This is a genomic window from Pseudomonas sp. 2024-210 (genome assembly GCF_045062345.1).
Classification (GTDB): Bacteria; Pseudomonadota; Gammaproteobacteria; order Pseudomonadales; family Pseudomonadaceae; genus Aquipseudomonas.
In genome coordinates this window covers 97,226-122,140 of the sequence record NZ_JBJGEJ010000005.1, presented here as the reverse complement: position 1 = coordinate 122,140, position 24,915 = coordinate 97,226, and the positions used below count along the sequence as shown (strand labels likewise).

Genomic DNA, 24,915 nt, shown 5'->3' with positions numbered 1-24,915 from the left:
ATCATTGTTTTGCGCACATGGGGCCGCGCCTTCGTGATCCGAAGATTCGCCCACCTGAAAATCTTTAAAACCGTCACCAGCGGTTCGCTGGCAAATGACTTGTGTGCGAAGTGGGTGAAATCCCATGCAACACAGGCCGGAAAATGACTCCACCAGTGAAATGCGTCTCAGGTTTTTAGGAGCTTTGTAATGCCTGACATCTATCACTTCTTCCAAATGCTGGTTAACGGCCTCAACGTTGGCAGCACGTATGCCCTGATCGCCATCGGCTACACGATGGTTTACGGCATCATTGGAATGATCAACTTCGCCCATGGCGAGGTGTACATGATTGGTTCCTATATCGCGTTTATTGCCATCGCCGGCCTGACCATGATGGGTCTGGACAGCGTGCCTTTACTGCTGACCGGGGCGTTTATCGCCAGCATCGTGGTCACCAGTGCCTATGGTTACAGCATTGAACGGGTGGCCTACCGTCCTCTACGGGGCAGCAATCGCCTGATCCCGTTGATTTCTGCCATCGGTATGTCGATCTTCCTGCAAAACATGGTGCTTCTGTCTCAGGACTCCAAAGACAAATCGATCCCTAACCTGATTCCCGGCGGTTTCACCTTCGGCCCGGGCGGTGCGAGTGAAGTCGTTGTCTCTTACATGCAAATCGTCGTTTTCGTGGTCACGCTTCTGGCCATGCTCGGTCTGACTCTGTTTATCTCCCGTTCACGCTTGGGCCGAGCCTGCCGCGCCTGCGCCGAAGACATGAAGATGGCCAACCTGTTGGGCATCAACACCAACAACGTCATTGCCCTGACCTTTGTGATTGGCGCGGCGTTGGCCGCCGTTGCCGCCGTTCTGATCAGCGTTCAATACGGCGTGATAAACCCTGGCTCCGGCTTCCTGGTAGGGCTAAAAGCCTTTACTGCGGCCGTTTTAGGCGGGATCGGCAGCATTCCCGGCGCGATGTTGGGTGGTCTGGTTCTCGGTGTAGCCGAAGCCTTTGGTGCCGATCTTTTTGGCGACCAGTACAAAGACGTAGTGGCCTTCGGCCTGCTCGTATTGGTACTGCTGTTTCGTCCGACCGGCATTCTGGGACGTCCGGAGATTGAAAAAGTATGACTAGGCATCTTAAATCGGCGCTCTTCAGCGCTCTGTTGGTCTGGGCCGTGGCCTACCCGATACTCGGTCTGAAACTGACTATCGTCGGGGTCAACATCGAAGTTCACAACACCAGCGCCTTTACGCTCAGCGTCATCGCCATCTGCTCGTTGCTGTTGTTCCTGCGCGTGCTGTTCAGCGATCAACTGAGTGCCGCCTGGAAATCCACCCCCAACCTGCCCAAGGTTCCAGGCAAAGCGACCAACTTCCTGACCCTACCCAGTACACAGCGCTGGATCATTCTCGGGCTGGTAATCGTGGCATTGATCTGGCCGTTCTACGGATCACGCGGCGCAGTCGACATCGCCACCCTGATCCTGATCTACGTCATGTTGGGCCTGGGCCTTAACATCGTGGTCGGTTTGGCGGGCCTGCTCGACCTCGGTTACGTGGGTTTCTACGCCGTGGGTGCTTACACCTACGCGTTGCTTTCACACTATTTCGGCTTCAGCTTTTGGGTCTGCCTGCCATTAGCTGGCTTGATGGCCGCTACCTTCGGCTTCCTGCTCGGGTTCCCGGTACTGCGTTTACGCGGCGACTACCTGGCAATCGTCACCTTGGGCTTTGGCGAGATCATTCGCTTGTTCCTGCGTAACCTGACGGACATCACCGGCGGGCCAAACGGCATCAGTAACATCCCGAAACCGACGCTTTTCGGCCTTAGTTTCGATCGAACAGCCGCTGAGGGCATGCAGACGTTTCACGAATATTTCGGCATTCCCTACAACTCGATCAACAAAGTGATCTTCCTGTACCTGATCGCGCTGGTGCTGGTGCTGATCGTTCTGTTCGTGATCAACCGCTTACTGCGCATGCCTATCGGCCGCGCCTGGGAAGCGTTGCGTGAAGACGAAATCGCCTGCCGTGCACTGGGCTTGAATCCGACCATCATCAAACTGTCGGCTTTCACCCTCGGCGCTACCTTTGCCGGTTTTGCAGGCAGCTTCTTCGCCGCACGCCAAGGCTTGGTGACGCCAGAATCCTTCACCTTCCTTGAGTCGGCAATTATTTTGGCCATCGTGGTGCTGGGCGGCATGGGCTCACAACTGGGCGTGATTCTGGCGGCCGTGGTGATGATCCTGTTACCCGAATTGATGCGAGACTTCAGTGAATACCGGATGCTGCTGTTCGGGGCATTGATGGTGCTGATGATGATCTGGCGCCCGCAAGGCCTGCTACCCATGCAACGTCCTCACCTGGAGCTGCGAAAATGAGCCGCGAGATACTGAAAGTCAGCGGCCTGAGCATGCGCTTTGGCGGCTTGTTGGCGGTGAATGGTGTATCCCTGACCGTCAAGGAAAAACAGGTGGTTTCAATGATCGGCCCTAACGGCGCCGGCAAAACCACGGTCTTCAATTGCCTGACCGGGTTTTACAAACCTTCGGCAGGTACCATCCTGCTGGACGATCAGCCTATCCAGGGTCTGGCCGGGCATGAAATCGCGGCAAAAGGTGTGGTGCGCACCTTCCAGAACGTGCGCCTGTTCAAGGACATGACCGCCGTTGAGAACCTGCTGATTGCTCAGCATCGCCACCTCAACACCAACTTCTTCGCCGGGCTGTTCAAAACCCCCGGGTTCCGCAAAAGCGAACGCGAGGCCATGGAGTACGCCGCCTATTGGCTGGACAAGGTCAACTTGACCGAGTTTGCCAACCGCCCGGCAGGCACCCTCGCCTACGGACAACAACGTCGACTGGAAATCGCCCGCTGCATGATGACCCGCCCGCGCATCCTGATGCTCGACGAACCGGCTGCGGGTTTGAACCCCAAGGAAACCGAAGACTTGAAGGCGCTCATCAGCGTATTACGCAATGAGCACAACGCCACGGTGCTGCTGATCGAGCACGACATGAAACTGGTCATGAGTATTTCTGACCATATCGTCGTGATCAATCAGGGCAAACCGCTGGCTGACGGCACACCGGAGCAGATCCGCGATAACCCGGACGTGATCAAAGCCTATTTGGGGGAAGCGTAAATGCTTAAGTTCGAAAACGTCTCGACCTTTTACGGCAAGATCCAGGCACTACACAGCGTCAATGTTGAAGTGCGTCAGGGCGAAATCGTGACCCTGATCGGTGCCAATGGCGCGGGCAAATCGACCTTGATGATGACGTTATGCGGCTCACCTCAAGCCCAAAGCGGCAGCATCCGCTACCTGGGCGAAGAGCTGGTGGGGCTGAGTTCGGCACAAATCATGCGCAAGAGCATCGCTGTAGTACCTGAAGGTCGCCGGGTATTTGCTCGCCTGACCGTCGAAGAAAACCTCGCCATGGGTGGTTTTTTCACCGAGAAACACGACTATCAGGAGCAAATGGACAAGGTTTTGCACTTGTTCCCGCGCCTGAAAGAACGCTTCACCCAGCGCGGCGGCACCATGTCCGGCGGTGAGCAACAAATGCTTGCGATTGGCCGGGCGCTGATGAGCAAACCAAAATTGTTGCTCCTGGACGAACCCTCCTTGGGGCTGGCACCGATCATCATCCAGCAGATTTTCGACATCATCGAACAGCTGCGTGATGAAGGTGTGACAGTGTTCCTCGTGGAGCAAAACGCTAACCAGGCGCTGAAAATCGCCGACCGCGCCTACGTGCTCGAAAACGGTCGGGTGGTCATGCAAGGTACAGGCGAGCAACTGCTCAACGATCCCAAGGTACGTGACGCGTATCTGGGTGGCTGAGCCTTGACCTTTGACAGACAACGGCCCTACGGGGCCGTTTTTTTTTGTCATGCCTGCCCCCATGACAGATTTTTTTTGAGAGTGCTGTAACAAACTCGATCGTCGTTTCTCTAGTGAGTAAGCCGCAGCTATCACTGCCGGTTTACCTAAACCTCACACTGGAGTTACGTCATGAACAATAAAACTACACGCACCCTCTCCACTGCCGCCCTGGCACTCGCCCTGGGATCTGCGCTAAGCATCGCCGCCCTGCCCGCGCATGCCGCTGATGACATGGAGAAGTGCTTCGGTGTGGCACAGGCAGGAAAAAATGACTGTGCCGCCGGCGCTGGCACGACGTGCGCAGGCACGGCCAAAACCGACTATCAGGCCAATGCCTGGAAACTCGTTCCCAAAGGCACCTGCGAGAAAACCGCCAGCACTACCTCGCCGACCGGTTATGGCCAATTGGCCGCTTATAACGCCAAATCCTGATCCTTAATCAAACCGAGTCTTGATGATGCACAGCTCATCAGCTTCCTTCATCGCGCCTCGTGCGCCTCAGCTCCCGCCTCGCGCGGGGCTGGGGCTCAAGGCCGAACATTTTATGGATGTGCTGCAAAGCCTGCCTGACCTCGGCTTCTTTGAAGTACATGCCGAAAACTACATGGTGGCAGGCGGGCCTTTCCATCATTACCTGGGCCTGATCAGTGAGCACTATCCACTGTCGATTCATGGCGTGGGCTTGTCGATTGGCGGTGAGGACCCGCTCAACCGTGAACATTTACAGCGTTTAAAGACATTACTTGAGCGTTACCGGCCGCAGATGTTTTCCGAACACTTGGCATGGTCCAGCCATGGCTCGGTTTTCCTCAATGATTTGCTGCCCTTACGCTATAACCAGGCCACGCTGGCACGGGTCTGTACCCATATAGATCAGGTGCAGGACATATTGCAGCGCCAGATTCTGATGGAAAATCCGGCAACCTATGTCGAGTTTGACGAAGCTGATTTCGACGAGGCCAGCTTCATTCACCACGTGATAGACCGTAGCGGCTGCGGCCTGTTGCTGGACGTTAACAACGCCTTTATTTCCTGCATCAATCACGCTCGGGATCCTTTGGCCTATATCGAAGCGTTGCCGCTCAAGTCTGTCGGCGAGATTCATCTGGCAGGTTTTGCTGAAGACTGCGATCACGCTGGGCAACGCCTGCTGATTGACAACCACGGAGCCCCTGTCGACCAAGCCGTGTGGCGCTTGTACCAACAGGTACTGGGGCGCATTGGGCCGATGGCCACCTTGATTGAACGTGATAACCAGTTGCCTTCGCTCACTGACCTCATTGACGAAGCCCAGCTCGCGGATCGCTACCTGCTCAGGGCACAGGTGCAAAGATGAACAGCCAAAAGGCTTTCAGCGCGGGCGTGCTGAACCCGCAACGGCCTTGCCCGCAAGGATTGGTGAGCACGCAAGGTGACGTTGCCAGCCGTTTCGCGGTGTATCGCAACAATGTGCAACGTGGATTGATCAACGCGCTGGCAGGGAACTTCCCGGTTGTGGTGCAACTGGTCGGAAGCCCTTTTTTTGAGGCCATGGCACAGGTTTTTATTCAAAAGTACCCGCCCGACAACCCCGTGATGAGCACCTACGGCAGCCAATTCGCAAACTTCATCGAACAGTTTGCCCCTACCAGAGGCGTTCCTTATCTGGCCGATACCGCACGACTGGAGCGCTTGTGTGTACACGCTTTTCACGCAGCTGATGCCAGCGCAGTCAAGCTTGAGGTGCTGGCACGAGTACTCAACACCCCGGCTGGCCTTGATCTATTGCGCTTGCAACTGCATCACAGCGTCTCGACGCTGAACTCGCCCTACGCGATTGTCAGTATATGGACCGCACACCAACGCCACCTACAGAACCCTGACTTCAACCCCGCGGCGCCACAAAGCGCGCTGATCTTGCGCAAGGACTTGAGGGTTCAGGTATTCGCTATCAATTCGGCTTGTGTCGAGTTTGTTCGCTCCCTGCAAGCGGGTTGTACCTTGGCACTTGCAGGCGATCGGGCACTGAAAACCGCCCCAGCGTTTGACTTGAGCCAAGCCTTGGCCCTGCTCATTGCTCAAGGCGCCATTATCGGCTTACTGCCCAATGACGAGGTCATACCATGAGTGTTCCCGCTACCTGTTCGTATCCGATCCGCCACTGGATTGAAAAAACCGTTGGATTGCTGCAACGCATCCCCCACACATTGATCGCTCTAGTAGCACGATTATCCATTGCAGCCGTGTTCTGGAAATCTGGCCAAACCAAGATCGAAGACTTGGCTATCGACCTTGTGCAGGGCACATTTGAGTTCGGTTTACCCAAACTGAGCAGTTCGGCGGTGTACTTGTTTCGTACCGAATATCAAATCCCCTTGCTTCCCCCTGAAGCAGCGGCGCTAATCGCTGCTTTCAGCGAGCATTTATTCCCCGTGTTGATCGTGCTGGGCTTGGCCACGCGCTTATCGGCGCTGGCTCTGCTGGGAATGACCCTGACCATACAGTTATTTGTCTACCCCGATGCCTACCCCACCCATGGCACCTGGATCGCCATTCTGTTGTACCTGATGGCCAAAGGTCCTGGCTCGATGTCTCTTGACCATCTGATCGCTCTACGTTTTCGTTAAAGCGGGTTGATCGCCTTACCGCTGCACTGGAGCCCGCCCACGAGGTGAAAAGGCCAACTCGGTCAGTCCAACTGTACTGCTTGAGGCGATGGATAAATACGCCCCGTACTTCCGTGGATTCAAGCCTGTAGCAGCCGCTGAGGCAGCACTGGCTTACGCCAAAAGTGTAGAGGGCTTACAGACGGGGCAAACGTATCAAGTGGGGTGGTCCAAACATATCCCCCTTGTGATGCTCGGTCAGGCTGAGTAACGTGGCGGCATTAGTCAGGAGTCCCAATGATGCGTGCTGTCCGCCCTTTTGTTTTACTCGCCCTGTTACCCGTGTTTGCCGGTTGCCAACTGTTCAACAGTAAACCCGTTGACAGCAACGCCGGCCTGACCCGCCTACAAGGCGAACTGGTGTCGGCCAATGACCAACTGATTTTTCAACCCTGTGTCGGCCAACAACGCTATGTGGTGCGCGACGGCGCTAACACCACTCTGATTCAAGACGCCACCGATATGCCCAACCTGCCAGGCAAGCTGTTCGCCGACATCCGTGGCAGCTTTACCTCGGCTAAAACTCCCGGGACTGAAGGCGAGGTGCAGGTACAACAGCTGTATCGCCTGGAACGCAGCAACACCGCCTGCAAAGATCCCCACTTCAAACAACTGACCGTGCACGCCAATGGCAATGGCCCTGCATGGGAAGTGCAAGCGAGCGGCAAAGGCATGATCATCAAGCGTGACGGCCAGCCGGATCTCGCGCTGCCCTTCGTTGAAGAGCAAGTGGGCGAGGGTCGCTTCTCGCTGTCTACCGAAGCCAACCACCAACGTATCGAGCTATGGGTCGCCCCACAACGCTGCACCGACAGTGCCAATGGCAGCTTGCAGCATCTGGCCGCAGAGCTGCGAATCAACGATCAGGTACAGCGTGGCTGTGGCTATTTCGGGGGCGCTCGAAACGACTAACCGACGATTGTGACCTCATTGTGCTGACCGTTAAGGGGCCAAGCAGCTTATAATCGCCGGTTCGCATAAGGCTGCCGGGGTTTACCCGGCCCCGATACTGGACACTGTCATGTTACGAATCACCGAACTCAAGTTGCCGATCGACCATCCCGAAGAAGACCTGCGCCCTGCCATCCTGCAGCGCCTGGGCATCGCCAGTGATGACCTGCTCGATTTCACCTTGTTCAAGCGCAGCTACGATGCGCGCAAAAAATCGTCCGAGCTGTGCTTTATCTACACCATCGATTTGAACGTGCGTGATGAAGCGCCGCTGCTGATCAAGTTTGCCGACGACCGTAACGTCAATCCAGCACCCGATGTCAGCTACAAAGTCGTCGGTCAGGCCCCTCAGGACTTGAACGAACGCCCGATCGTCGTAGGCTTTGGCCCGTGCGGCATTTTTGCTGGCCTGCTGCTGGCACAAATGGGTTTTAAACCGATCATTCTCGAGCGCGGCACCGAAGTGCGCCAGCGCACTAAAGACACTTGGGGCCTGTGGCGTAAAAACGTACTCAACCCGGAATCAAACGTGCAGTTTGGTGAAGGCGGCGCGGGCACGTTCTCGGACGGCAAGCTCTACAGCCAAATCAAAGACCCGAAACACCACGGTCGCAAAGTGCTGCACGAGTTCGTCAAAGCCGGTGCTCCTGACGAAATCCTTTACGTCAGCAAACCGCATATCGGTACATTTCGTCTGACCGGCGTCGTTGAGAACATGCGTCAGCAAATTGAAGCGCTGGGCGGCGAAGTTCGCTTCCAGCAGCGTGTAACCGATGTGCTGATCGATAACGGCCAATTGACCGGCGTGGTTCTGGCGGATGGCGAACAGCTGAACTCACGTCATGTGATCATGGCTCTGGGCCATAGCGCCCGTGACACCTTCCGCATGCTGCACGAGCGCGGCGTGTACATGGAAGCCAAGCCGTTCTCTGTGGGCTTTCGTATTGAACACCCGCAATCGTTGATCGATAGCGCTCGTTTGGGCAAGTACGCCGGTCACCCGAAACTCGGTGCTGCCGACTACAAACTGGTGCACCACGCCAAAAACGGTCGTTCGGTTTACAGCTTCTGCATGTGCCCGGGCGGCACTGTGGTTGCCGCTACCAGCGAACCGGGCCGAGTCGTGACTAACGGCATGAGCCAATACTCACGCAATGAGCGCAATGCCAACTCGGGGATCGTCGTCGGTATTACACCTGAAGACTACCCGGGTGGGCCTTTGGCAGGTATCGAGTTGCAAGAGCGCCTGGAGTCTCACGCGTATGTGTTGGGCGGCAGCAACTATGAAGCGCCCGCTCAGTTGGTGGGCGACTTTATCGCCGGCAAACCCTCTACGGCATTGGGCAGCGTTGAGCCGTCCTACAAGCCGGGCGTGTCTCTGGGTGATTTGGCGCTGGCATTGCCGGACTTTGCCATCGAAGCCATCCGCGAAGCTTTGCCGGCCTTCGAGAAGCAGATCAAAGGCTTCTCGATGCATGACGCGATTTTGACCGGCATTGAAACCCGTACCTCGTCGCCGTTGCGCATGACCCGCGACGCGTCAATGCAAAGTCTCAACGTCAAAGGGCTGTTCCCGGCCGGTGAAGGCGCAGGCTATGCCGGCGGTATTCTCTCGGCAGGCGTTGATGGCATCCGCATTGCCGAAGCTGTGGCGCGGGATATTTTGGGTCTCGAAGCCTGACACTCTCTCGCACCCTCTAGCTGCTGCCAAAGGCTCGTTCCCACGGCAGCTGCTACGGACTTCTCGTAGCAGCTGCCGTGGCTGTTTTCGTCTCAATTTGTCACACAACTGCTAGTCTCTTTCTCGGAAAGAGATCCATCGGCTGCTTATAACAAAAACGAATATAGTTTTTGTTTTAACTCCTAAGAAGTCGGGTTAGGGTGTCGCACCTTATAACTATTTGATGGAGAGCCACCTTGCCTCTGCGTAGCACTTTCACTCGTTTCTTTCAGTTGGAAGCTGCCAGCGGCTTGTTGTTGATTGCCGCAGCGGCGCTGGCTTTGATCATCAACAATTCGCCGCTTTCTCACTACTACACGGCTTTTCTGGATGTTCCGGTAGCGGTTCAGATCGGCGCCCTGCAAATCGCCAAACCTTCATTGCTGTGGATCAACGATGGCCTGATGGCCCTGTTTTTCCTGCTGATCGGCCTTGAGGTCAAACGCGAACTGCTGGAAGGCCAATTGTCCAAGCCCTCTCAGGTCGTACTGCCCGGCGGTGCTGCCATTGGCGGGATGGTCGTACCTGCGCTTATTTACTGGTTCATCAACAAAGACTTCCCCGACGCACTCGATGGTTGGGCCATTCCGATGGCCACCGACATCGCCTTCGCCCTTGGCGTGTTGGCACTGCTCGGTAAGCGCGTGCCGGTGTCGTTGAAGTTGTTCCTGATGACGCTGGCAATCATTGATGATCTGGGCGCAATCATTGTGATTGCCGTGTTCTACTCCAGCGAATTGTCAGGCGTGTCGTTGATGTTGGCCGCTGCCTGTCTTGTGGCGTTGATCGCGATGAACCGGATGGGTGTGGTGAAGATAGCCCCCTATATGATCATCGGCCTGATCCTTTGGGTCTGCGTACTGAAAAGCGGCGTGCATGCCACGCTGGCCGGTGTGACGCTGGCATTCTGCATACCGCTGCGTACTAAGAACTCCGAACCCTCCCCCCTCATGGGCATCGAGCACGCGTTGCACCCCTGGGTGGCCTACGCGATTTTGCCTTTGTTTGCGTTCGCCAATGCGGGCGTCTCGCTGACCGGCGTCAACTTGCACAGCTTCACCCACCACGTACCCCTGGGTATTGCCGCCGGCTTGCTGATCGGTAAAACAGTGGGTGTGTTTGGCTTTACCTGGATCGCGATAAAAACCGGCATGGCCGCATTACCGAATGGCGCGAATTGGGGCCAGGTGTTTGGCGTCGCGATTCTCTGCGGCATCGGCTTTACCATGAGCTTGTTTGTAGGCTCTCTGGCATTTGTGCCGGGCAGCAGCGATTACGTCGGTATGGACCGCATGGGCATCTTGACCGGCTCCATTCTGGCCGCACTCATCGGCTATGCCGTGACTGCAGCCTTTAGTCGCAAGCAGCCAGCACTCTGAATCCAGAACGCTGAGCACAATAAAAAACCCCGACCCATTCAAATGGGTCGGGGTTTTTTATTGAACGGCCCTGAAGGCTTATTGGGTAACGCGGCTTGTACCATCAACGGTCATGATGCGAACGCGCTCGCCGGTACGGAACACTTGGTTAGGCTCTACCTGCTGCACGTAAGCACGGGTGCTGCCGTCGTCTTCACGAACGGTGATTTCAACACCTTGGGTCTTGGTCAAGCCTGACTCAGCGGCCGAGCCTAGCAGGCCACCCGCTACCGCACCGATCACGGCGGTCACAATGCTGCCACGGCCGCCGCCAATGGCGCTGCCGCCGACACCGCCGATTACGGCACCGGTTGCCGCACCGATTGGGGTTTTGGTGCCCTCGATTTGTACGGGACGCAGGGCAACGATTGTCCCCATGCGAACGGTTTGAACACGACGCGCTTCATCGCGCGAATAAGAGTCGCCCGTCAGGTTCGAGGTGCAGCCGCCCAACAAGACCGTCATGGTCGAAAATGCAGCGATTAACAGTACGGACTTACGCATAGGTTCAACTCCAAAAGAACAGGGGGTCATTAAAACTCCGCAGCCGGGTGCCTGTCACCGCACAGCACGGAAAACGGGGTGTTCATTCAGCGCCAGTACAGCCAAATCAACACCAACCGTCGTTGCAAGCCATATTAAAGGATAGCTCGTTGAGCCGTTTTTTCCTGCGCGCAAACCCTATGACTCAATAGCGATCAGGGCGCCAGTCGCTCACGGCCCCAGTGCGCACCCTTGCGCAAATAATTGAGTCGGTCATGCAAGCGGCTGGGACGGCCCTGCCAGAATTCGATGCGCTCAGGCAGCAGGCGATAACCCCCCCAGTGCTCCGGGCAATGCGGCTGTGTATCACTAAAGCGTGCCTGCGTGGCCTTGAGCAGCTCGTTTAGCTCCTCGCGATCAGCAATGACCTGGCTTTGCGGTGATGCCCACGCCCCGATCCGGCTCCCCAAGGGGCGAACCTGATAGTAGGCGTCGGATTCCTGCGACGAGACTTTTTCGACTCTCCCTTCGATGCGTACCTGCCGCTCCAGGGTTGGCCAGAAAAAAGTCATTGCCGCAAAAGGATGCACGGCCAATTGCTGCCCTTTGGCGCTGGAGTAGTTGGTGAAGAAGGTAAAGCCCAACTCATCCAAGCCTTTGAGCAGGAGCACCCGACAATGTGGGCGCCCCTGAGCATCAACTGTTGCCAGCGTCATGGCATTGGCTTCGACCGGCGCTTGCTCGGTGCTGACTGCGTCACTGAACCATTGACGAAACAGGGCAAAAGGCTCGTCAGGTGCTTGCGCTTCGACCAGCCCGTCTCGGGTGTAATCACGGCGCATATCTGCCAGCGCTTGGGTCATGAGGCGTTCCTTGGCCAGGCGAATCAGTTTTTGGCTTGATCGTTGGTCGCAACCTTTTTAGCCGCTGCCGTTTTAGCAACGACTGCTTTTTTGGCTGGAGCCGGCTTCACCGCTTTTTTAGCCGGTGTGGCTTTCTTGGCCACGGTGGCTTTTTTCGCCGGAGCAGCTGCCTTTTTAGCTGCGGAAGCCGCAACGGCGGGTTGCACGGCGGCCAATTGCTCAGCGGTCAGTGCAGGTTGAGCGTATTGGCTGACCAGCGCGACCATAGTGGCTTGCGGCGTCATCATAATTTCGACGCGGCGATTCAATGCACGGCCTTCATTACTGTCGTTCGCTGCACGCGGCATCACCGAACCCATACCACGAAGGGTCAGACGATTACCCTGCAAACCGCTCATACGAAAGATGGCGGCCACTGACTTGGCGCGATCCAGGCTCAACTTGGTATTGCTGGCCATGGCGCCGGTTGAGTCAGCATGACCGAGCACTAATACGGCGGTTTTAGGATCACCTTCAACCACTTTGGCGACACGAGTAAACGGGCCGAGCATCGATGGCATCAACAAGTCTGGACGCGTTGCCTTGAACGAGCTGTCAGCAGAGGCCACCACCACTAACAGGTTTTCGCGACGCTCCAACTTCAAGTCGGTGCCTTTAATAGCAGTACGCAGACGTGGCTCGTACTCATCAAGCCAGGCCTGAGTCACTTTCGGATCTGGCATCGGGATCACGCCAATAGGCGCCGCCTGGGTTTCTTTAGCGACGCTATCGAACGGCCACCACCATTTTTTAGCCGATGTCGTGGCAGCAGCAGGCGCAGCGGTTACGGCCACTTTAGGCTTTTCAACAGCAGGAGCGGCTTTCTTGTCTGAAGCGTCTGCACTTTTATCGGTCGATGTCGAAGAACCGAAAGAGTCGAACTGCCACCATTTGTGGCCACTTTCGGCATTATTCTGTGGAGTTTGTGCGCAACCAGTAATTGCAAGGCAAAGTGCCAAGGCGAGAGTCTTATTAGATGACATTGAATATCCACACAATGAATTGATGAAAACAGGCTATATGCCCACTAAAAAAACGTATTAACCGGATAAAAGCTACAGCGTTCCGACCTACGGACTACAAATACACCGTTACAGACAGGCGGCCAATACCTTAACCAACTTTTGCGCCCTCGGATCCATCAATACATAAGGTCCCAAGGTGTTGGTTACAAATCCGAAAGCTACCTCCCGCTCCGGATCAGCAAACCCTATTGACCCTCCTGCGCCAGGGTGACCAAACGCCTTTGGCCCCAGTCCGAACGTAGCGTTCGGTAAGTCCGGCTGATCCAGCATGCAACCCAGCCCGAATCGTGTCTGGGTCAGCAAGGTTTTATCTTCGCCAATGCTGTGTTCGCGGGTCAGTTGTTCAAGCATCTCCGCTTCCAGCAAACGACCATCAAGCAAACCGCTGTAAAAGCCGGCCAGACTTCGGGCATTACCATGACCATTGGCCGCTGGCTGCTCCATCCGGCGCCACTCGGGCGTATTGGTGCTGGTCATAATAGACGGCGGATTCGTAAATGCCCGCGTGGACATCGCATCAGGCTCATTCATCATCGTCATTAACAGACGTTTCGAGGCCGCATCGCCGGTGTTTCCCTTGCCGCGGGCAATGTGCGCTACCCGGTAGAACTCTTCGTCCGCTAACCCCACATGAAAATCCAGGCCCAGCGGTTTGGCCGTACGAGCGACAATCGATTGGCCGGGGCTACGACCGTCTGCACGGCGAATCAACTCACCCACCAGCCAGCCATAGGTAATTGCTGCATAACCATGACCGTCACCGGGCGTCCACCAAGGCTGCTCGGCGGCCAAGGCATCGACCATCGTCTGCCATTCATACAACGACTCGCGCGGCAGGGTTTCGCGCAAGGCGGGTAAACCGGCCCGATGACTCAGCAACTGGCGCAGCGTGATGGCCTGCTTGCCTGCTGCCGCAAACTCGGGCCAGTAACGGGCGACAGGCACATCCAGCTCCAGCTTGCCTTCCTCGACCAATTGCAGCGCTGTGACTGCGGTAAAGGTTTTGGTGCACGAAAACAGATTAGCAATCGTGTCGGTATGCCAGGGTTGCTGAGCGTCCTTGTCAGCAGTCCCCGCCCACACGTCCAGCACTGTTTCACCGGCTATCTGGACACATAAGGCCGCACCGCGCTCTTGCGGGTCGTTGAACAGGTCTGCAAATGCCTCGCGAACTGTTTCAAACTGAAGGTCGTGAAAACCTTGAATCTGCACCCCTACCTCCTGGATCAAGCATGGCTTTCAATGGCGTGCATTGTTCCAGCCCCGGTCAAATTTTGAAACAGAGCAAAGGTCTCAACCGCACAAATTTTGTGCATTCAGTAATGCTTCGATGACTGTATCAGCGGCGCAGTGGATTTTTTGTGAAACGCGAGAGAGCGATAAGGGATAAGTAGCAGCTTTTCAGAGCCCAATCCAACGCAAGAGGGCCCTGAAGAGTGATGCTCAGAGTGCGGCGTAGACCAGAGTGGCCAGCTGTCTGGCCCGTGGGTCCATCAAGACGTGACTGCCCATTGTCGTGGTGACAAAACCGAAGGTCACGTCGCGTTCCGGGTCTGCGAAGCTGACGGGGCCGCCCAGCCCCACATGGCCAAACGTATTGGGGCCCATGCAGTTAGACGCTACGGGGTCGGCTGGCTGCTCCATCATGCAGCCCAGGCCATAGCGCATAGGTCGCAAGAGCGTGCGGTCCATGCTGTTGCTATGTTCGCGGGTGAATTCACTCAGCAACTCCGATCCGATCAATTGACCGGCCAGCAGCGCACTGTAGAAGCCCGCCAGCCCATGGGCCGTGCCATGACCATTCACGCCAGGCTGGCGATAACGCCACCATCGGGGATCGTGGGTGGCTTTAGGACCAATCCCCGGATTGGTAAAGGCAAGCGTGGCAACGTGCTCAGGCTCATTGACAATCACCTCGCGCAGATCGAGCGCGTATTGATCACCGACTCGCCCTTCGGCGCGATCGAAATGTGCAATACGATGAAAATGCTCGTCAGCCACCCCCATGTGCACGTCCAGCTCATGGGGCTGTGAGATGTTCTCTGCGATAAACGTACAAGGGTCCCGCCCATCCACCCGCCGGATCAGCTCACCGATAATCCAGCCATAGGTCAGGGCCCCGTAGCCCAAATCAGTGCCAGGCTGCCACCACAGGGGTTCGGCCGCCGTTATTTCCACCATGTCATCCCAGTCAAACATGATGGGCGTGCGATTAGGCAGCCGTAGGGCGGGAATGCCCGAGGTGTGAGACATCACCTGACGCAAGGTGATGCGCTCTTTGCCGCCTTGAGCGAACTCTGGCCAGTAGCGGGCAACTGGGGCGTCCAGCTCCAGCTTGCCCTCTTCCACCAACATCAAGGCAGCCACTGCCGTAAACGGCTTTATCGCACAATACGTATTAACCAGAGTGTCGCGGTTCCAAGGCTTTTGACCCTCCAGATCCGCCACACCCGCCCACAGATCGACCACTGTTTCGCCGCCGACCTGCACACACAGTCCTGCCCCACGCTCCTGCGGATCGTCGAAGATTGCCTCAAACGCCTGCTGAACGGCTTCGAACCCACTTGCACATCTTCCTTTAGCTTCCATCTCGAAGACTCCATTCAGTTGGAACGGATGACCTTAGTTTTTAAATGGCGTTAATAAAGAAGCTAACCCGTGATGAGCGACGAAATGCATCGCCACTCATCGGGTTCAGATGATCAGTGGCCTTTACCCGAGTGACCGCCCGCATGCCCCGCGCCAGAGCGCTCGCCATTGCCTTCCTGCGGGGTTTGGTGAGCGGCTTTGACTGCCTGATCAGCATCCACTTGCGCCTTGGCGGCTTGATCGCCCAATTGATCAAGGGCTTGAAGGTTGGTTTTGCGTACACTTTCAACAAAGCCGGTAAAGGGCAGGTCAGTGATGCCGATCATGCCAAAGTGACCGTTCTCACCATCCAGCAAGCGCCCTGTCACGGGCTGATCCAAATACTGGAACCAATGCACACCGACAATCGAAGGTTCAGCCACGGCCTGCGCGATGAACTTCGCATAAGCCGGTCCACGGGCCTCTTCGTTGGCAACTTCGGTTACTCCCCCCCAGAACGGGCCACGGTCACGCGAACCGAAGTTGAATTCGGTAATCATCACCGGCTTGTTCAACTCGCGCAGCTTGGCGAAGTCATAGCCGTCCTGCGGTTGCAGGGTATAAAAGTTGAAACTCAAGACATCACAGTACTGCGCGCACGAAGCAACGGCTTCAGGCGTGCTGACTGAAAATCTCCCGCCGAGCAGCAAATGATTGGGCGCATGCCATTTCAGAGAGTCAGAGATGGTCTTGAAATACGTATCGGCGAAGACCTTTTGGAAGTACTGATAGTCCGCCTCGATTTCCGGATGTTCAGGATTGGGCATGGGGGCCTCGAAACCCGGATCTTCCATTAATTCCCACGCAGGAATGTCGACGCCCCAGGCTTTGGACAGGCCTTGCTGGTTGCGGTATTTGTCACGCAGTTGTTTGAGGAACGCCCGCTTGGCAGGTACATCGGTGGTCAAGCGCAAAGTGCCGAAAGCGAGTGCATAGCGCGACTTTGGATCAGCTCCGGGGCCAGCCCACGCCAGTTCGTTATCGGCAAAGTAGCCAATCAGCCACGGGTCATCACGGTGATCGCGGGCGGCAATGGCCACCGCACGCTCTGTGGCCATGGCAAAACGCGGGTCGAACGGGTCAGGCATGCCGCCCCACCAGTCGGTGCCGGTACTGATGCTGGCATAATCGCCCACAATCGAAAGCGGCAGGGTGTAAGGCACGCGGTCATTGAGGCCCAGTGCCGGATCACTCCAGTTACCGATGGTGTTAAAGCCCCAGGCTTGCAAACGATCCAGCGTATGGGTTTGCCAGCGCTTGGCGTCAAACGCTTCAGGGGCGCACGGGATAACAGGTTCTGCACCGGGCTGTGTTTTACCGGCGACGCAGGGTTCACCGTAAATACGTTGCAGGTTGGCCCCATAGAAGTTGTACCAACGGCCAGCGTTGAACCCGCGGCCCTGCGAGGCACCGTTGCCGTTGTTATTGTTCGAAGAACCGTAATAACCCGCCAGCGGTGCATCGCCGTTTGGCAAATCGGTAAACATCCACTCTCGGCCATCGATATAGGTCTGACTGTCGTTGGCGGTGACCGCGTTTAGCCCCAGCGAGTAAAACGGGTGCCCTTCGGGGGTCACCAGATTCCAGCGACCATTGCGCTTTTCAGTGTGAAAGAAGCCGGTGGCGGTCAATGCCGGACCTTTTAGCCAGCCGCCGTATTTGTCCACATCAGTACGGTTGGCCAACCAGCCCTTGAGTTGCTGCTGCTCTTTGGCAGCAGCGGCCTTGAGCTGTTCGTCATTGGCCACACGCTCAGGCCATCTAGCCCGGGTCGACTGGCCATAACCATCGACGATTGAGCCGTAAACCGACTTGATGACGCCCTCGCCGTCCTGTACACCAAAACGTTCCAGCAAGATGCTTTGCGCGGCTTTGGGCTGCGGGATCGACAGTGTCACTGAAGCCACTTGACTGCGATCTATCTGGCCCTGGCTGCTGGCCAGCAGAATGCGTTGCCCGTCCAGGGTCATCGGCATCGGCGGGCCTGCGCGCATGCCTTGGCTGTGCGGCGTATTGGCCTGCAATGGCAGCAGCAGGGTTTGCGCAGGCCCTGCCGGCAAGTCGACGCGACTGGTGAGGGTCTTGCCGTCGGAGCTCTTGACGGTGATATCGAGGGTCAATGCCCAGTTCATCGCGTTCTGAATGCGCAGGGTCATCATGCCCGACTGTGACCAGTCCCAGACCCCGGTCTGCGGGGTTAACCGCACACTGGGCGCCGCCGCCGGACTGAACGTCACGCGGCGCAGCACTTCGCCTTCGGCCGTTTGTTCCGCATTGTATTGCGGCAAATCTGCATCTTCAGTTGCCACTTGCACCACATCGGCGGGGCGAACGAAGTTAAACAGGGTTTGTTGACTGGTAGGCGCCGCCAACAGCGGCGTCGTGACCAGCAGCGCAAAAACAGCAGAGAGCGAGCGGCAAATCATATGGATCAGGTTCTCCCAAACGGCCGAAAGCCGGCCTGTGAGGTTTCGAATGTCACAGCATAGACGACTGCAAAGCCGGTAATTGAGCCGGCCTGCACTTATGAAATTTCACGACGAAAAGGCGGCAGGGCATTAAGGATCGCCTTGCCATAGCGCTGAGTCACCAGCCGACGATCCAGCAAGGTGATGGTGCCGCGGTCCTGCTCAGTGCGCAGTAAACGACCACACGCCTGTACCAGTTTGAGCGAGGCATCAGGCACTGAAATCTCCATGAAGGGGTTACCGCCCCGGGCTTCGATCCACTCAGCCAATGCGGCTTCGACCGGATCATCGGGCACCGAGAACGGAATTTTAGCGATGACCACGTGTTCGCAGTACGCGCCGGGCAAATCCACCCCTTCGGCAAAACTGGCCAGCCCGAACAGCACGCTGGAATCGCCGCCGTCCACTCGCGCCTTGTGTTTGTTGAGGGTTTCCTGTTTTGACAGGTTGCCCTGAATGAACACTTGTTTTCGCCAGTCACGCTCCAGGCCATCGAAGACGTCCTGCATTTGCTTGCGCGAGGAGAACAGCACCAGCGTGCCCCGCGAGCCCTCAACCAGGCCGGGCAAGTCACGAATGATTGCCGCCGTATGGGCCACGGCATCGCGCGGGTCGGCTTTGAGGTCAGGTACGCGCAAGACTCCGGCATCTGCGTGATGAAATGGGCTTGGCACCACCGCCGTGACCGCGGCTTTGGGCAGCCCGGCACGCATGCGAAAACGGTCAAATGTGCCCAGTGCAGTCAATGTCGCCGACGTCACCAACGCGCCGTAGGCGACATTCCACAGGTTACGGCGAAGCATTTCGGCGGCAAGAATCGGGCTAGCATTCACCTCAATATCAAACAGCGAGCCACTCTCGGCCAGCGTTAGCCAGCGTGCCATAGGCGGGTTGTCTTCAGGATCTTCGGTGGTGAATGCCGTCCACAGCTCCCAATTACCCTGAGCACGGGATAACAGACTGCCAAAGAGTGGGTACCATTCTTCGGCCTGATTGCTGGTGATGCCGATATTGACCTCACCATCCATGCCGTCCTTGAGAATCTCGGTCAGGCGAGTGAACAGATCGGTCAGGCGCGAGAAGCCTTTTTTCAGTTCGATGCCCATTTCACGCAAGTGGTCTGGAATCAGCCCCCCGACGAAACGGTGGCGTGGGCGTTCTCGGCCTTCGGGCTCGTCACCGGGTTTGAAATCAGCGATTTGCTCGCAGGCGCTAAACATGAACTGTTGCTGGCCCTTGATCTCTTTCGCCAACTCCGGAACCTGCTCCAGCAAACGCCCCAAATCACCCGGCAACGGATGTTGAGCCAGCAATTTGGTCAGGTTTTTTGCGGTTTGCTCCAGCCAGTCGGCCGTTGAGCGCAAACGGGTGTAATGCGCGAAATGACCAATGGCCTTGTCGGGCAAGTGATGGCCTTCATCGAACACATACAGCGTGTCCCGTGGATCGGGCAGCACCGCGCCGCCGCCCAGCGCCAGATCGGCCAGCACCATGTCATGGTTGGTGACGATCACATCCACCTTGCTCATGCCTTCGCGCGCCTTGTAAAAGGCGCACTGACCGAAGTTGGGGCAATGACGGTTGGTGCACTGACTGTGATCGGTGGTCAGGCGCGCCCAGTCCTGATCTTCCAGGGCTTGGGGCCAACTGTCGCGATCACCATCCCACTTATTACCGGCGAGCTTTTCGATCATGCTGGTAAACAGTTTTTGGCTGGCTTCATCGACTTCAATCTTGAAGCCTTCCTCTTCAAACAACTGCGCCGTTGCGGTCTGTGCATGGCCTTCTTGCAGCAGCATGTCGAGTTTGGACAGGCACATATAGCGCCCGCGGCCTTTGGCCAGCGCGAAGCTGAAATTCAGCCCGCTGTTGCGCATCAGGTCGGGCAGGTCTTTGTAGACAATTTGCTCTTGCAGCGCGACAGTCGCCGTGGCGATCACCAGGCGCTTACCAGCCGCTTTAGCAGTGGGAATGGCCGCCAGGCTATAAGCAACGGTTTTACCCGTGCCGGTGCCGGCCTCAACGGCGACCACGGCCGGGTCACCACTGCGGTGGCCTTCATCATCGGTGTCGATGTCGCCCAGCACTTTAGCCACTTCGGCGATCATCAAACGCTGGCCATAGCGTGGCTTGAGGCTCTTGGCTTCGAGAAAACGCGAGTATGCGCCCTGGATCTGGGATTTGAGTTCGTTACTAATCATGGTTCTTCGGGCGCAAGAAACGCTGGATAAATTTTCAGTGGTTCGAATGGCCGCTATCATACCCCGCTAATTCATCCCGCGCCGAACGGAGTACCCCAATGACAACCTTTGCCCTCGCCTACAGCCTTCATTTATTGGCCGCCATGCTGTGGGTGGGCGGCATGTTTTTCGCCTGGATGATCCTGCGCCCCGCCGCTGTAGCGGCCCTTGAGGGTCCCGCACGGTTGAAGCTGTGGTTAGAAGTGTTTCAGCGTTTTTTTGTGTGGGTCTGGGCAGCGGTGATTATTTTGCCGATAAGCGGTGTGGGTCTGTTACAGATGCGGTTTAGCGGGTTTGAAACCGCGCCACGGTATGTGCAGGTGATGATGGGTTTGTACATTGTGATGGTGGCGTTGTTTATTCGGGTTCAGTCATTGCAGGTGCCGGAGTTACGCCGGGCAGTTGAGGCGCAGGAGTGCGCGGCCGGTGCGGCGGTGATGGTCAAGATTCGGCGCATGGTGGGGTGTAATTTGATGGTGGGAGTCGTGCTGGTAGCCATTGCAGCCGCACGACCAATGTTTTAGAGGCAGCTATAAAGCTGTGAGCTGCAAGCCTCAAGCCTCAAGCTTGTAGCTTGTAGCTTGTAGCTTGTAGCTTGCAGCTTGCAGCTCGTAGCTTGCCGCTTGCAGCTAGATCTAACTTACAACCGAGTAATCGTTACAGCACCCGCACTGCCTGCATCGCCAGGCTGGCCTGCCAGGCCTGGACGTCCCGGTTTGGCGCCATCGGTGCGGTAAACCACGCAACCTTTGGATTTACCCCCCGCACCAGGCCGACCAGCTTCGCCCGGGTTACCCCCCGCGCCGCCATCAACCTGAACACTGACCGCGTCATCGGGGTAGTCGCGGGGCAGTTCGAGACGCACGTGTGCACCCGGTGCCCCCGCCTGTCCATCACCGCCATTCTCTCCGTTATGACCTTTGCCCGCAGAACCCCATGTGCATCCCGGCTCCGAGCCGTTGCCACCATCAAGCCCCGCATAACCGGGTGCCCCTTTGCCGCCACGCGCATCAATGATCAACTTGGGCGCTTGCAACGATTCAATCCGCACATTCAGATCACGGGCCGATCGGGCAGGTTTTTCATAATTGCCAGCAGCGCCACGGGCGTTGATCTGGCTGCCTTCTTCAAGTTCAGCCTGAGCCACGCGCAGTTCAATGGCGTTGTCGGCCGGCACGATGGTGATGCGTGCCTCTCGTCCCAAATGCAATTGGTCGATGCTGACCTGAGTCACACCCGCCGGAATCAACAACGTGCCGTAATCAGCCACATCGAGTTTTTCCAGCTGCAGCACGCCCGTATTGGCAGGTAAACGCATGAAGGTATTGGCTTCAACCATGACAACTTCAGCATGGGCAAAAGGGCTGCACAGGGCAGCCAACAGGCATAACTTACGCATGGCTGGGGTCTCGTTCGGTCGAAGGGCGAAAAGTCTGTACGTGAAGAATGCCTAACAACAGGATGTAAAGGCGATCACGCCAAGGATGCGGACGATCCCGCAAGCTGCGATTGAATAACAGTATTTCAAGCAAATGGGTCAGCAACAGTAAGCTGCCAGCCAGATTAATCAGTAGATCAAAGGGGTTAATCAGCGGTTTGAAGACGTTGTAGAGCGCCACTCCCCAAAACAACACCATCAATATTTTCCCCAACCCCCAAATCACCTTCATACCCCTGCCCTTTATAAGTTTTTCTTTAAACGCACATTAACGGCTCACGGGAGGCTGACGCCAGTGAACATGATAAATAAATTGCCCGCCGCTTGATGACTCTTACCCAACATCACCGCGCGTGAGGATTTTGGCACAAGCGCTCTAGATCGGGGTTTGCCCGCGTTTTTTTTTCAGCCCCGAAAATGTCATTGCTAGTCAGCGGCCACACGACTGGAAAGTAAAGACCCGCCTCAGGTTCTGCGCCAGCCGAGTGATCGGCACTAGGCCGCAAGGCGTGAGCAGGCTAGTCTTGGTCGTTCTGATTGAGGACTTTCCATGACGTCTGGTTTTTCTACACGCACGCCCCAGCAAGCACTGGCTGCATTGCTTGATCGCTATGCGCCACCACGCCTGCTGGTTGTCGGCGCCAGCGAGTTCCCGGCGCTGGCCGCGTTCAAGAACGCGCACCCGGATGCCGTTGTCTGCCATGCCAGACCCGGTGCTTTACCGCCACATCTGGCGGCACAACGCTTTGATCTGGCACTGGTGCTCGATTGTCTGGAGCATCTGCCCAAGCGCGAAGGGCTGGAACTGTTGGGGGGTATTCGTAACCTCAATGCCAGCCGTATTGCTGTGCTGGCGGATCTGAATGCCTGTGGCTGGACAGAAACCGACTTTTTCGCCCTGGCCTTACAAAGCAGTGAGCACTTTCAGCGCGATGAACAGGTACTGACGCTGTTCACGTACGATTTGCGCGAGTACAAGCAAGTACCCGACTGGCTCAATGCCAGGTTTTGGGCCAATCCCGAGAATTTTGGCAAATATTGGTGGTAAATCGATGAGTACGTCTATTTGCCCGTGCGGCAGCGGAAATTCACTCGACGCCTGCTGCGGTCAGTATCACGCCGGGCATCCGCCTCCCAGTGCCGAATTGCTGATGCGGTCACGCTACAGTGCCTACGTGTTGGGGCTGATTGACTACCTTGTCGGGACCACACTGCCCGTGCAACAAGCAGGGCTTGATCGCCAGTCTATTTCCCAGTGGAGCGCGCAAAGTACGTGGCTGGGTCTGGAGGTTGAAAACAGCGAAGTGTTCGGCGGTCAACCGGAACACGCGTTTGTGACCTTTACTGCACGGTGGCACGACGCCGCTGGCGAACACAGCCATCGCGAACGCTCTTCATTTGTACAACAGGCAGGTCGTTGGTATTTCATCGACCCAACCGTGCCCCTTAAAGTCGGACGCAATGACGCTTGCCCTTGTGCCAGCGGATTTAAATTCAAAAAATGTTGCGCCGGTTTTTTCAACCAGTAATCGGGGGATAACCCGATCAGGAGTAGCGAATGGATTCTCGAACTCGAATAACTCGAACCCTCTTGTTGATGATGGTTCTGACACTCTCGGGTTGCGCCTCCTGGTTTGGTTCCGGTGACAAAGACCCACAAGTGCAGTTGGTTCGCGTCGAACTGGTCAAGGCCAAGGTGCTGGAACAACGTTTCAAGTTGCACTTCAGGGTCGACAACCCCAATGACTCGACATTGACCGTGCGCGGTATCCGTTATGTGGTGTACCTGGGGCCGATAAAACTCAGTGAAGGTGAATACAGCCAGTGGTTCAGCGTAGCGCCCAACAGCCACGCCCAGTTTGTGGTGCCGATCCGCACTAACCTATGGCCCCATGTGCGCACGTTGGTCAAATTGCTGGAAACACCCGAGCAGGCCATCCCCTATCGTCTCGAAGGCACACTTGAAACAGGCCTGTTCTTCGGTTACGACGTGCACGTGATGCGTAAAGGCGAGATAATCGCCGCCGATTTTATTCCAGAGTGATTCAGTAATGACCCAGCAACCCCACGTTCATGGCCCAGACTGCAACCACGATCATGATCACCATGATCACGCCCATGACCACGACAACGGTCACGTACATGGCCCTCATTGCGGCCATGCGCCTCAAGAACCGGTGCGCAACGAACTGAAAGACGTTGGCCGCAACGACCCGTGCCCTTGCGGCAGCAACAAGAAATTCAAAAAGTGCCACGGCGCCTGATCCTTAAAAAACGCCCCACTCACGCCGCACCTGCCTTCGGCACGTGCGGCGTGTGTATTTTTGCAAAGATGAAAATTCCCACAAACACTTTCAACCGATGCGCCATAGGGAGTAAAACTGAGAGTCCGCAGTGAATCGCCAAGGCTGCGTGAACCTTTCCTTCTGGAGCCCTTCATGATCGATCTTTATTACTGGACCACCCCCAACGGGCACAAAGTCTCGTTATTTCTTGAAGAAGCCGGCCTGCCCTACACGATTCATCCGATCAACATCAGCAAGAACGAACAGTTCGCCCCGGACTTTCTGAAGATTTCACCGAATAACCGCATACCGGCGATTATCGACCAGGCGCCAGCCGATGACGGCGGCCCCCTCTCCCTCTTTGAATCAGGCGCCATCCTGCTCTACCTCGCAGAAAAAACCGGGCGTTTCCTGCCTAAAGACCTGCGTGGCCGGCAAATGGCCTTGCAATGGCTGTTTTGGCAAATGGGCGGCCTTGGCCCAATGGCCGGACAAAACCATCACTTCAGTCGCTTCGCCCCCGAAAAAATCCCCTACGCGATAAAACGTTACGTCGACGAAACCGCGCGCCTCTACGGGGTGCTGAACAAGCACTTGGAAGGCCGCCAGTTCGTAGCGGGAGACGAGTACAGCATCGCCGACATGGCCATTTACCCGTGGATTGTGCCGCACACGTGGCAAGGTCAGAACCTCGACGACTTCCCGCACCTGAAAGTGTGGTTTGAGCGCATCCAGGAACGCCCGGCCACCGTACGGGCCTATGCGCTGGTCGAAAAAATCAACCCGCCGCAATAGGCAACATCTGTAGCCGGTGACGAGCAGCGCGAGGCTACGTTCG

At 56.6% G+C, this 24,915-nt stretch carries 26 protein-coding genes and 1 pseudogene; 18 read left to right on the top strand and 9 right to left on the bottom strand.

Annotated features, from left to right (window positions below; translation table 11 throughout):
• Nucleotides 1-189: 189 nt before the first annotated feature.
• The 12 genes and pseudogenes from livH (at nt 190) to nhaA (ending at nt 10,569) form a co-directional block, all read left to right on the top strand.
• Nucleotides 190-1,113, top strand: coding sequence for a high-affinity branched-chain amino acid ABC transporter permease LivH (gene livH, locus ACI7MX_RS09500; RefSeq protein WP_314487743.1), 924 nt, complete (start codon nt 190-192; stop codon nt 1,111-1,113).
• A complete protein-coding gene (locus tag ACI7MX_RS09495) occupies nt 1,110-2,366 on the top strand; it encodes a high-affinity branched-chain amino acid ABC transporter permease LivM (protein ID WP_314487745.1) in 1,257 nt (418 codons plus the stop codon). The genes livH and ACI7MX_RS09495 overlap by 4 nt, the downstream gene beginning before the upstream one ends.
• The gene (gene livG / locus ACI7MX_RS09490; RefSeq protein ID WP_153377729.1) at nt 2,363-3,130 is read left to right on the top strand and encodes a high-affinity branched-chain amino acid ABC transporter ATP-binding protein LivG; all 768 of its coding nucleotides are present in this window, start codon (nt 2,363-2,365) and stop codon (nt 3,128-3,130) included. The genes ACI7MX_RS09495 and livG overlap by 4 nt, the downstream gene beginning before the upstream one ends.
• Nucleotides 3,131-3,832 carry an ABC transporter ATP-binding protein gene (locus ACI7MX_RS09485; RefSeq protein WP_405587272.1) on the top strand — a complete coding sequence of 234 codons (702 nt, stop codon included), beginning with the start codon at nt 3,131-3,133 and terminating at the stop codon, nt 3,830-3,832.
• Nucleotides 3,833-4,003: 171 nt separating this feature from the next.
• Complete coding sequence (locus ACI7MX_RS09480) at nt 4,004-4,306, top strand: DUF2282 domain-containing protein (protein WP_314487754.1); 303 nt, start codon at nt 4,004-4,006, stop codon at nt 4,304-4,306.
• 22 nt (nt 4,307-4,328) lie between these two features.
• Nucleotides 4,329-5,210 carry a DUF692 domain-containing protein gene (locus tag ACI7MX_RS09475; protein WP_405587275.1) on the top strand — a complete coding sequence of 294 codons (882 nt, stop codon included), beginning with the start codon at nt 4,329-4,331 and terminating at the stop codon, nt 5,208-5,210.
• Complete coding sequence (locus tag ACI7MX_RS09470; protein ID WP_314487759.1) at nt 5,207-5,980, top strand: DNA-binding domain-containing protein; 774 nt, start codon at nt 5,207-5,209, stop codon at nt 5,978-5,980. The genes ACI7MX_RS09475 and ACI7MX_RS09470 overlap by 4 nt, the downstream gene beginning before the upstream one ends.
• Nucleotides 5,977-6,480, top strand: coding sequence for a DoxX family protein (locus ACI7MX_RS09465; RefSeq protein WP_314487762.1), 504 nt, complete (start codon nt 5,977-5,979; stop codon nt 6,478-6,480). The genes ACI7MX_RS09470 and ACI7MX_RS09465 overlap by 4 nt, the downstream gene beginning before the upstream one ends.
• Nucleotides 6,481-6,517: 37 nt before the next feature.
• Nucleotides 6,518-6,730, top strand: a pseudogene (locus ACI7MX_RS09460) (hypothetical protein); the annotation flags it as partial.
• A 29-nt stretch (nt 6,731-6,759) separates the two neighbouring features.
• Nucleotides 6,760-7,431, top strand: a complete 672-nt coding sequence (locus ACI7MX_RS09455) for a COG3650 family protein (protein ID WP_405587446.1) — start codon at nt 6,760-6,762, stop codon at nt 7,429-7,431.
• Nucleotides 7,432-7,540: 109 nt separating this feature from the next.
• Complete coding sequence (locus ACI7MX_RS09450) at nt 7,541-9,151, top strand: NAD(P)/FAD-dependent oxidoreductase (protein ID WP_405587279.1); 1,611 nt, start codon at nt 7,541-7,543, stop codon at nt 9,149-9,151.
• Nucleotides 9,152-9,387: 236 nt separating this feature from the next.
• Nucleotides 9,388-10,569 (top strand): Na+/H+ antiporter NhaA, encoded by a 1,182-nt coding sequence (gene nhaA, locus ACI7MX_RS09445; protein WP_122784741.1) that lies wholly within the window; start codon nt 9,388-9,390, stop codon nt 10,567-10,569.
• 78 nt (nt 10,570-10,647) lie between these two features.
• Here nhaA and ACI7MX_RS09440 read toward each other — a convergent pair whose 3' ends face one another.
• The 7 genes from ACI7MX_RS09440 to dinG all read right to left on the bottom strand — a co-directional run bounded on the left by ACI7MX_RS09440 (nt 10,648) and on the right by dinG (nt 20,315).
• The gene (locus ACI7MX_RS09440; RefSeq protein WP_122784742.1) at nt 10,648-11,112 is read right to left on the bottom strand and encodes a glycine zipper 2TM domain-containing protein; all 465 of its coding nucleotides are present in this window, start codon (nt 11,110-11,112) and stop codon (nt 10,648-10,650) included.
• A 194-nt stretch (nt 11,113-11,306) separates the two neighbouring features.
• Nucleotides 11,307-11,954 (bottom strand): pyridoxamine 5'-phosphate oxidase, encoded by a 648-nt coding sequence (gene pdxH, locus ACI7MX_RS09435; RefSeq protein ID WP_314487769.1) that lies wholly within the window; start codon nt 11,952-11,954, stop codon nt 11,307-11,309.
• Between the two features lie 23 nt (nt 11,955-11,977).
• Nucleotides 11,978-12,976, bottom strand: coding sequence for an OmpA family protein (locus tag ACI7MX_RS09430; RefSeq protein ID WP_405587284.1), 999 nt, complete (start codon nt 12,974-12,976; stop codon nt 11,978-11,980).
• A gap of 108 nt (nt 12,977-13,084) precedes the next feature.
• Nucleotides 13,085-14,230 carry a serine hydrolase domain-containing protein gene (locus ACI7MX_RS09425; RefSeq protein ID WP_405587287.1) on the bottom strand — a complete coding sequence of 382 codons (1,146 nt, stop codon included), beginning with the start codon at nt 14,228-14,230 and terminating at the stop codon, nt 13,085-13,087.
• A 231-nt stretch (nt 14,231-14,461) separates the two neighbouring features.
• Complete coding sequence (locus ACI7MX_RS09420; protein ID WP_405587290.1) at nt 14,462-15,607, bottom strand: serine hydrolase domain-containing protein; 1,146 nt, start codon at nt 15,605-15,607, stop codon at nt 14,462-14,464.
• Nucleotides 15,608-15,720: 113 nt separating this feature from the next.
• Entirely contained in the window at nt 15,721-18,072 is a 2,352-nt protein-coding gene (locus ACI7MX_RS09415; RefSeq protein WP_405587293.1) for a beta-galactosidase, read from the bottom strand.
• 98 nt (nt 18,073-18,170) lie between these two features.
• Nucleotides 18,171-20,315, bottom strand: a complete 2,145-nt coding sequence (gene dinG / locus ACI7MX_RS09410) for an ATP-dependent DNA helicase DinG (protein ID WP_314487780.1) — start codon at nt 20,313-20,315, stop codon at nt 18,171-18,173.
• 98 nt (nt 20,316-20,413) lie between these two features.
• Here dinG and ACI7MX_RS09405 point away from each other — a divergent pair, with 98 nt between their 5' ends.
• Nucleotides 20,414-20,878 carry a CopD family protein gene (locus tag ACI7MX_RS09405; protein ID WP_405587297.1) on the top strand — a complete coding sequence of 155 codons (465 nt, stop codon included), beginning with the start codon at nt 20,414-20,416 and terminating at the stop codon, nt 20,876-20,878.
• A gap of 116 nt (nt 20,879-20,994) precedes the next feature.
• Here the strand turns inward: ACI7MX_RS09405 and ACI7MX_RS09400 are convergent, their stop codons facing one another.
• Together ACI7MX_RS09400 and ACI7MX_RS09395 are read right to left on the bottom strand one after the other, a co-directional pair.
• Nucleotides 20,995-21,753: a collagen-like protein gene (locus tag ACI7MX_RS09400; RefSeq protein ID WP_314487787.1), complete on the bottom strand. Its 759-nt coding sequence runs from the start codon at nt 21,751-21,753 to the stop codon at nt 20,995-20,997.
• A complete protein-coding gene (locus tag ACI7MX_RS09395; protein WP_405587300.1) occupies nt 21,746-22,024 on the bottom strand; it encodes a DUF1145 domain-containing protein in 279 nt (92 codons plus the stop codon). Before ACI7MX_RS09395 ends, ACI7MX_RS09400 begins: the two co-directional genes overlap by 8 nt.
• Nucleotides 22,025-22,342: 318 nt before the next feature.
• Between ACI7MX_RS09395 and ACI7MX_RS09390 the strand changes: the two genes are divergently transcribed.
• The 5 genes from ACI7MX_RS09390 (at nt 22,343) to ACI7MX_RS09370 (ending at nt 24,872) form a co-directional block, all read left to right on the top strand.
• Nucleotides 22,343-22,840 carry a DUF6231 family protein gene (locus tag ACI7MX_RS09390; protein WP_314487791.1) on the top strand — a complete coding sequence of 166 codons (498 nt, stop codon included), beginning with the start codon at nt 22,343-22,345 and terminating at the stop codon, nt 22,838-22,840.
• A gap of 4 nt (nt 22,841-22,844) precedes the next feature.
• Nucleotides 22,845-23,321 (top strand): YchJ family protein, encoded by a 477-nt coding sequence (locus ACI7MX_RS09385; protein ID WP_314487793.1) that lies wholly within the window; start codon nt 22,845-22,847, stop codon nt 23,319-23,321.
• Between the two features lie 29 nt (nt 23,322-23,350).
• Entirely contained in the window at nt 23,351-23,836 is a 486-nt protein-coding gene (locus ACI7MX_RS09380) for an LEA type 2 family protein (RefSeq protein ID WP_314487796.1), read from the top strand.
• A 7-nt stretch (nt 23,837-23,843) separates the two neighbouring features.
• Nucleotides 23,844-24,056 (top strand): SEC-C metal-binding domain-containing protein, encoded by a 213-nt coding sequence (locus ACI7MX_RS09375; protein WP_122784755.1) that lies wholly within the window; start codon nt 23,844-23,846, stop codon nt 24,054-24,056.
• 174 nt (nt 24,057-24,230) lie between these two features.
• Nucleotides 24,231-24,872, top strand: coding sequence for a glutathione binding-like protein (locus ACI7MX_RS09370; protein ID WP_314487799.1), 642 nt, complete (start codon nt 24,231-24,233; stop codon nt 24,870-24,872).
• Nucleotides 24,873-24,915: the final 43 nt, after the last annotated feature.

What these genes read in the sequence shown, in the direction of transcription:
- ACI7MX_RS09465 (WP_314487762.1), top strand. Translation starts at nt 5,977, where the DNA reads ATGAGTGTTCCCGCTACCTGTTCGTATCCGATCCGCCACTGGATTGAA.
- ACI7MX_RS09455 (WP_405587446.1), top strand. Translation starts at nt 6,760, where the DNA reads ATGCGTGCTGTCCGCCCTTTTGTTTTACTCGCCCTGTTACCCGTGTTT.
- ACI7MX_RS09375 (WP_122784755.1), top strand. Translation starts at nt 23,844, where the DNA reads ATGACCCAGCAACCCCACGTTCATGGCCCAGACTGCAACCACGATCAT.
- ACI7MX_RS09480 (WP_314487754.1), top strand. Translation starts at nt 4,004, where the DNA reads ATGAACAATAAAACTACACGCACCCTCTCCACTGCCGCCCTGGCACTC.
- ACI7MX_RS09400 (WP_314487787.1), bottom strand. Translation starts at nt 21,753, where the DNA reads ATGCGTAAGTTATGCCTGTTGGCTGCCCTGTGCAGCCCTTTTGCCCAT.
- ACI7MX_RS09495 (WP_314487745.1), top strand. Translation starts at nt 1,110, where the DNA reads ATGACTAGGCATCTTAAATCGGCGCTCTTCAGCGCTCTGTTGGTCTGG.
- ACI7MX_RS09395 (WP_405587300.1), bottom strand. Translation starts at nt 22,024, where the DNA reads ATGAAGGTGATTTGGGGGTTGGGGAAAATATTGATGGTGTTGTTTTGG.
- ACI7MX_RS09470 (WP_314487759.1), top strand. Translation starts at nt 5,207, where the DNA reads ATGAACAGCCAAAAGGCTTTCAGCGCGGGCGTGCTGAACCCGCAACGG.
- dinG (WP_314487780.1), bottom strand. Translation starts at nt 20,315, where the DNA reads ATGATTAGTAACGAACTCAAATCCCAGATCCAGGGCGCATACTCGCGT.
- ACI7MX_RS09420 (WP_405587290.1), bottom strand. Translation starts at nt 15,607, where the DNA reads ATGGAAGCTAAAGGAAGATGTGCAAGTGGGTTCGAAGCCGTTCAGCAG.
- ACI7MX_RS09430 (WP_405587284.1), bottom strand. Translation starts at nt 12,976, where the DNA reads ATGTCATCTAATAAGACTCTCGCCTTGGCACTTTGCCTTGCAATTACT.
- ACI7MX_RS09450 (WP_405587279.1), top strand. Translation starts at nt 7,541, where the DNA reads ATGTTACGAATCACCGAACTCAAGTTGCCGATCGACCATCCCGAAGAA.
- pdxH (WP_314487769.1), bottom strand. Translation starts at nt 11,954, where the DNA reads ATGACCCAAGCGCTGGCAGATATGCGCCGTGATTACACCCGAGACGGG.
- ACI7MX_RS09415 (WP_405587293.1), bottom strand. Translation starts at nt 18,072, where the DNA reads ATGATTTGCCGCTCGCTCTCTGCTGTTTTTGCGCTGCTGGTCACGACG.
- ACI7MX_RS09485 (WP_405587272.1), top strand. Translation starts at nt 3,131, where the DNA reads ATGCTTAAGTTCGAAAACGTCTCGACCTTTTACGGCAAGATCCAGGCA.
- ACI7MX_RS09440 (WP_122784742.1), bottom strand. Translation starts at nt 11,112, where the DNA reads ATGCGTAAGTCCGTACTGTTAATCGCTGCATTTTCGACCATGACGGTC.
- livG (WP_153377729.1), top strand. Translation starts at nt 2,363, where the DNA reads ATGAGCCGCGAGATACTGAAAGTCAGCGGCCTGAGCATGCGCTTTGGC.
- livH (WP_314487743.1), top strand. Translation starts at nt 190, where the DNA reads ATGCCTGACATCTATCACTTCTTCCAAATGCTGGTTAACGGCCTCAAC.
- ACI7MX_RS09380 (WP_314487796.1), top strand. Translation starts at nt 23,351, where the DNA reads ATGGATTCTCGAACTCGAATAACTCGAACCCTCTTGTTGATGATGGTT.
- ACI7MX_RS09390 (WP_314487791.1), top strand. Translation starts at nt 22,343, where the DNA reads ATGACGTCTGGTTTTTCTACACGCACGCCCCAGCAAGCACTGGCTGCA.
- ACI7MX_RS09475 (WP_405587275.1), top strand. Translation starts at nt 4,329, where the DNA reads ATGATGCACAGCTCATCAGCTTCCTTCATCGCGCCTCGTGCGCCTCAG.
- ACI7MX_RS09405 (WP_405587297.1), top strand. Translation starts at nt 20,414, where the DNA reads ATGACAACCTTTGCCCTCGCCTACAGCCTTCATTTATTGGCCGCCATG.
- ACI7MX_RS09385 (WP_314487793.1), top strand. Translation starts at nt 22,845, where the DNA reads ATGAGTACGTCTATTTGCCCGTGCGGCAGCGGAAATTCACTCGACGCC.
- ACI7MX_RS09370 (WP_314487799.1), top strand. Translation starts at nt 24,231, where the DNA reads ATGATCGATCTTTATTACTGGACCACCCCCAACGGGCACAAAGTCTCG.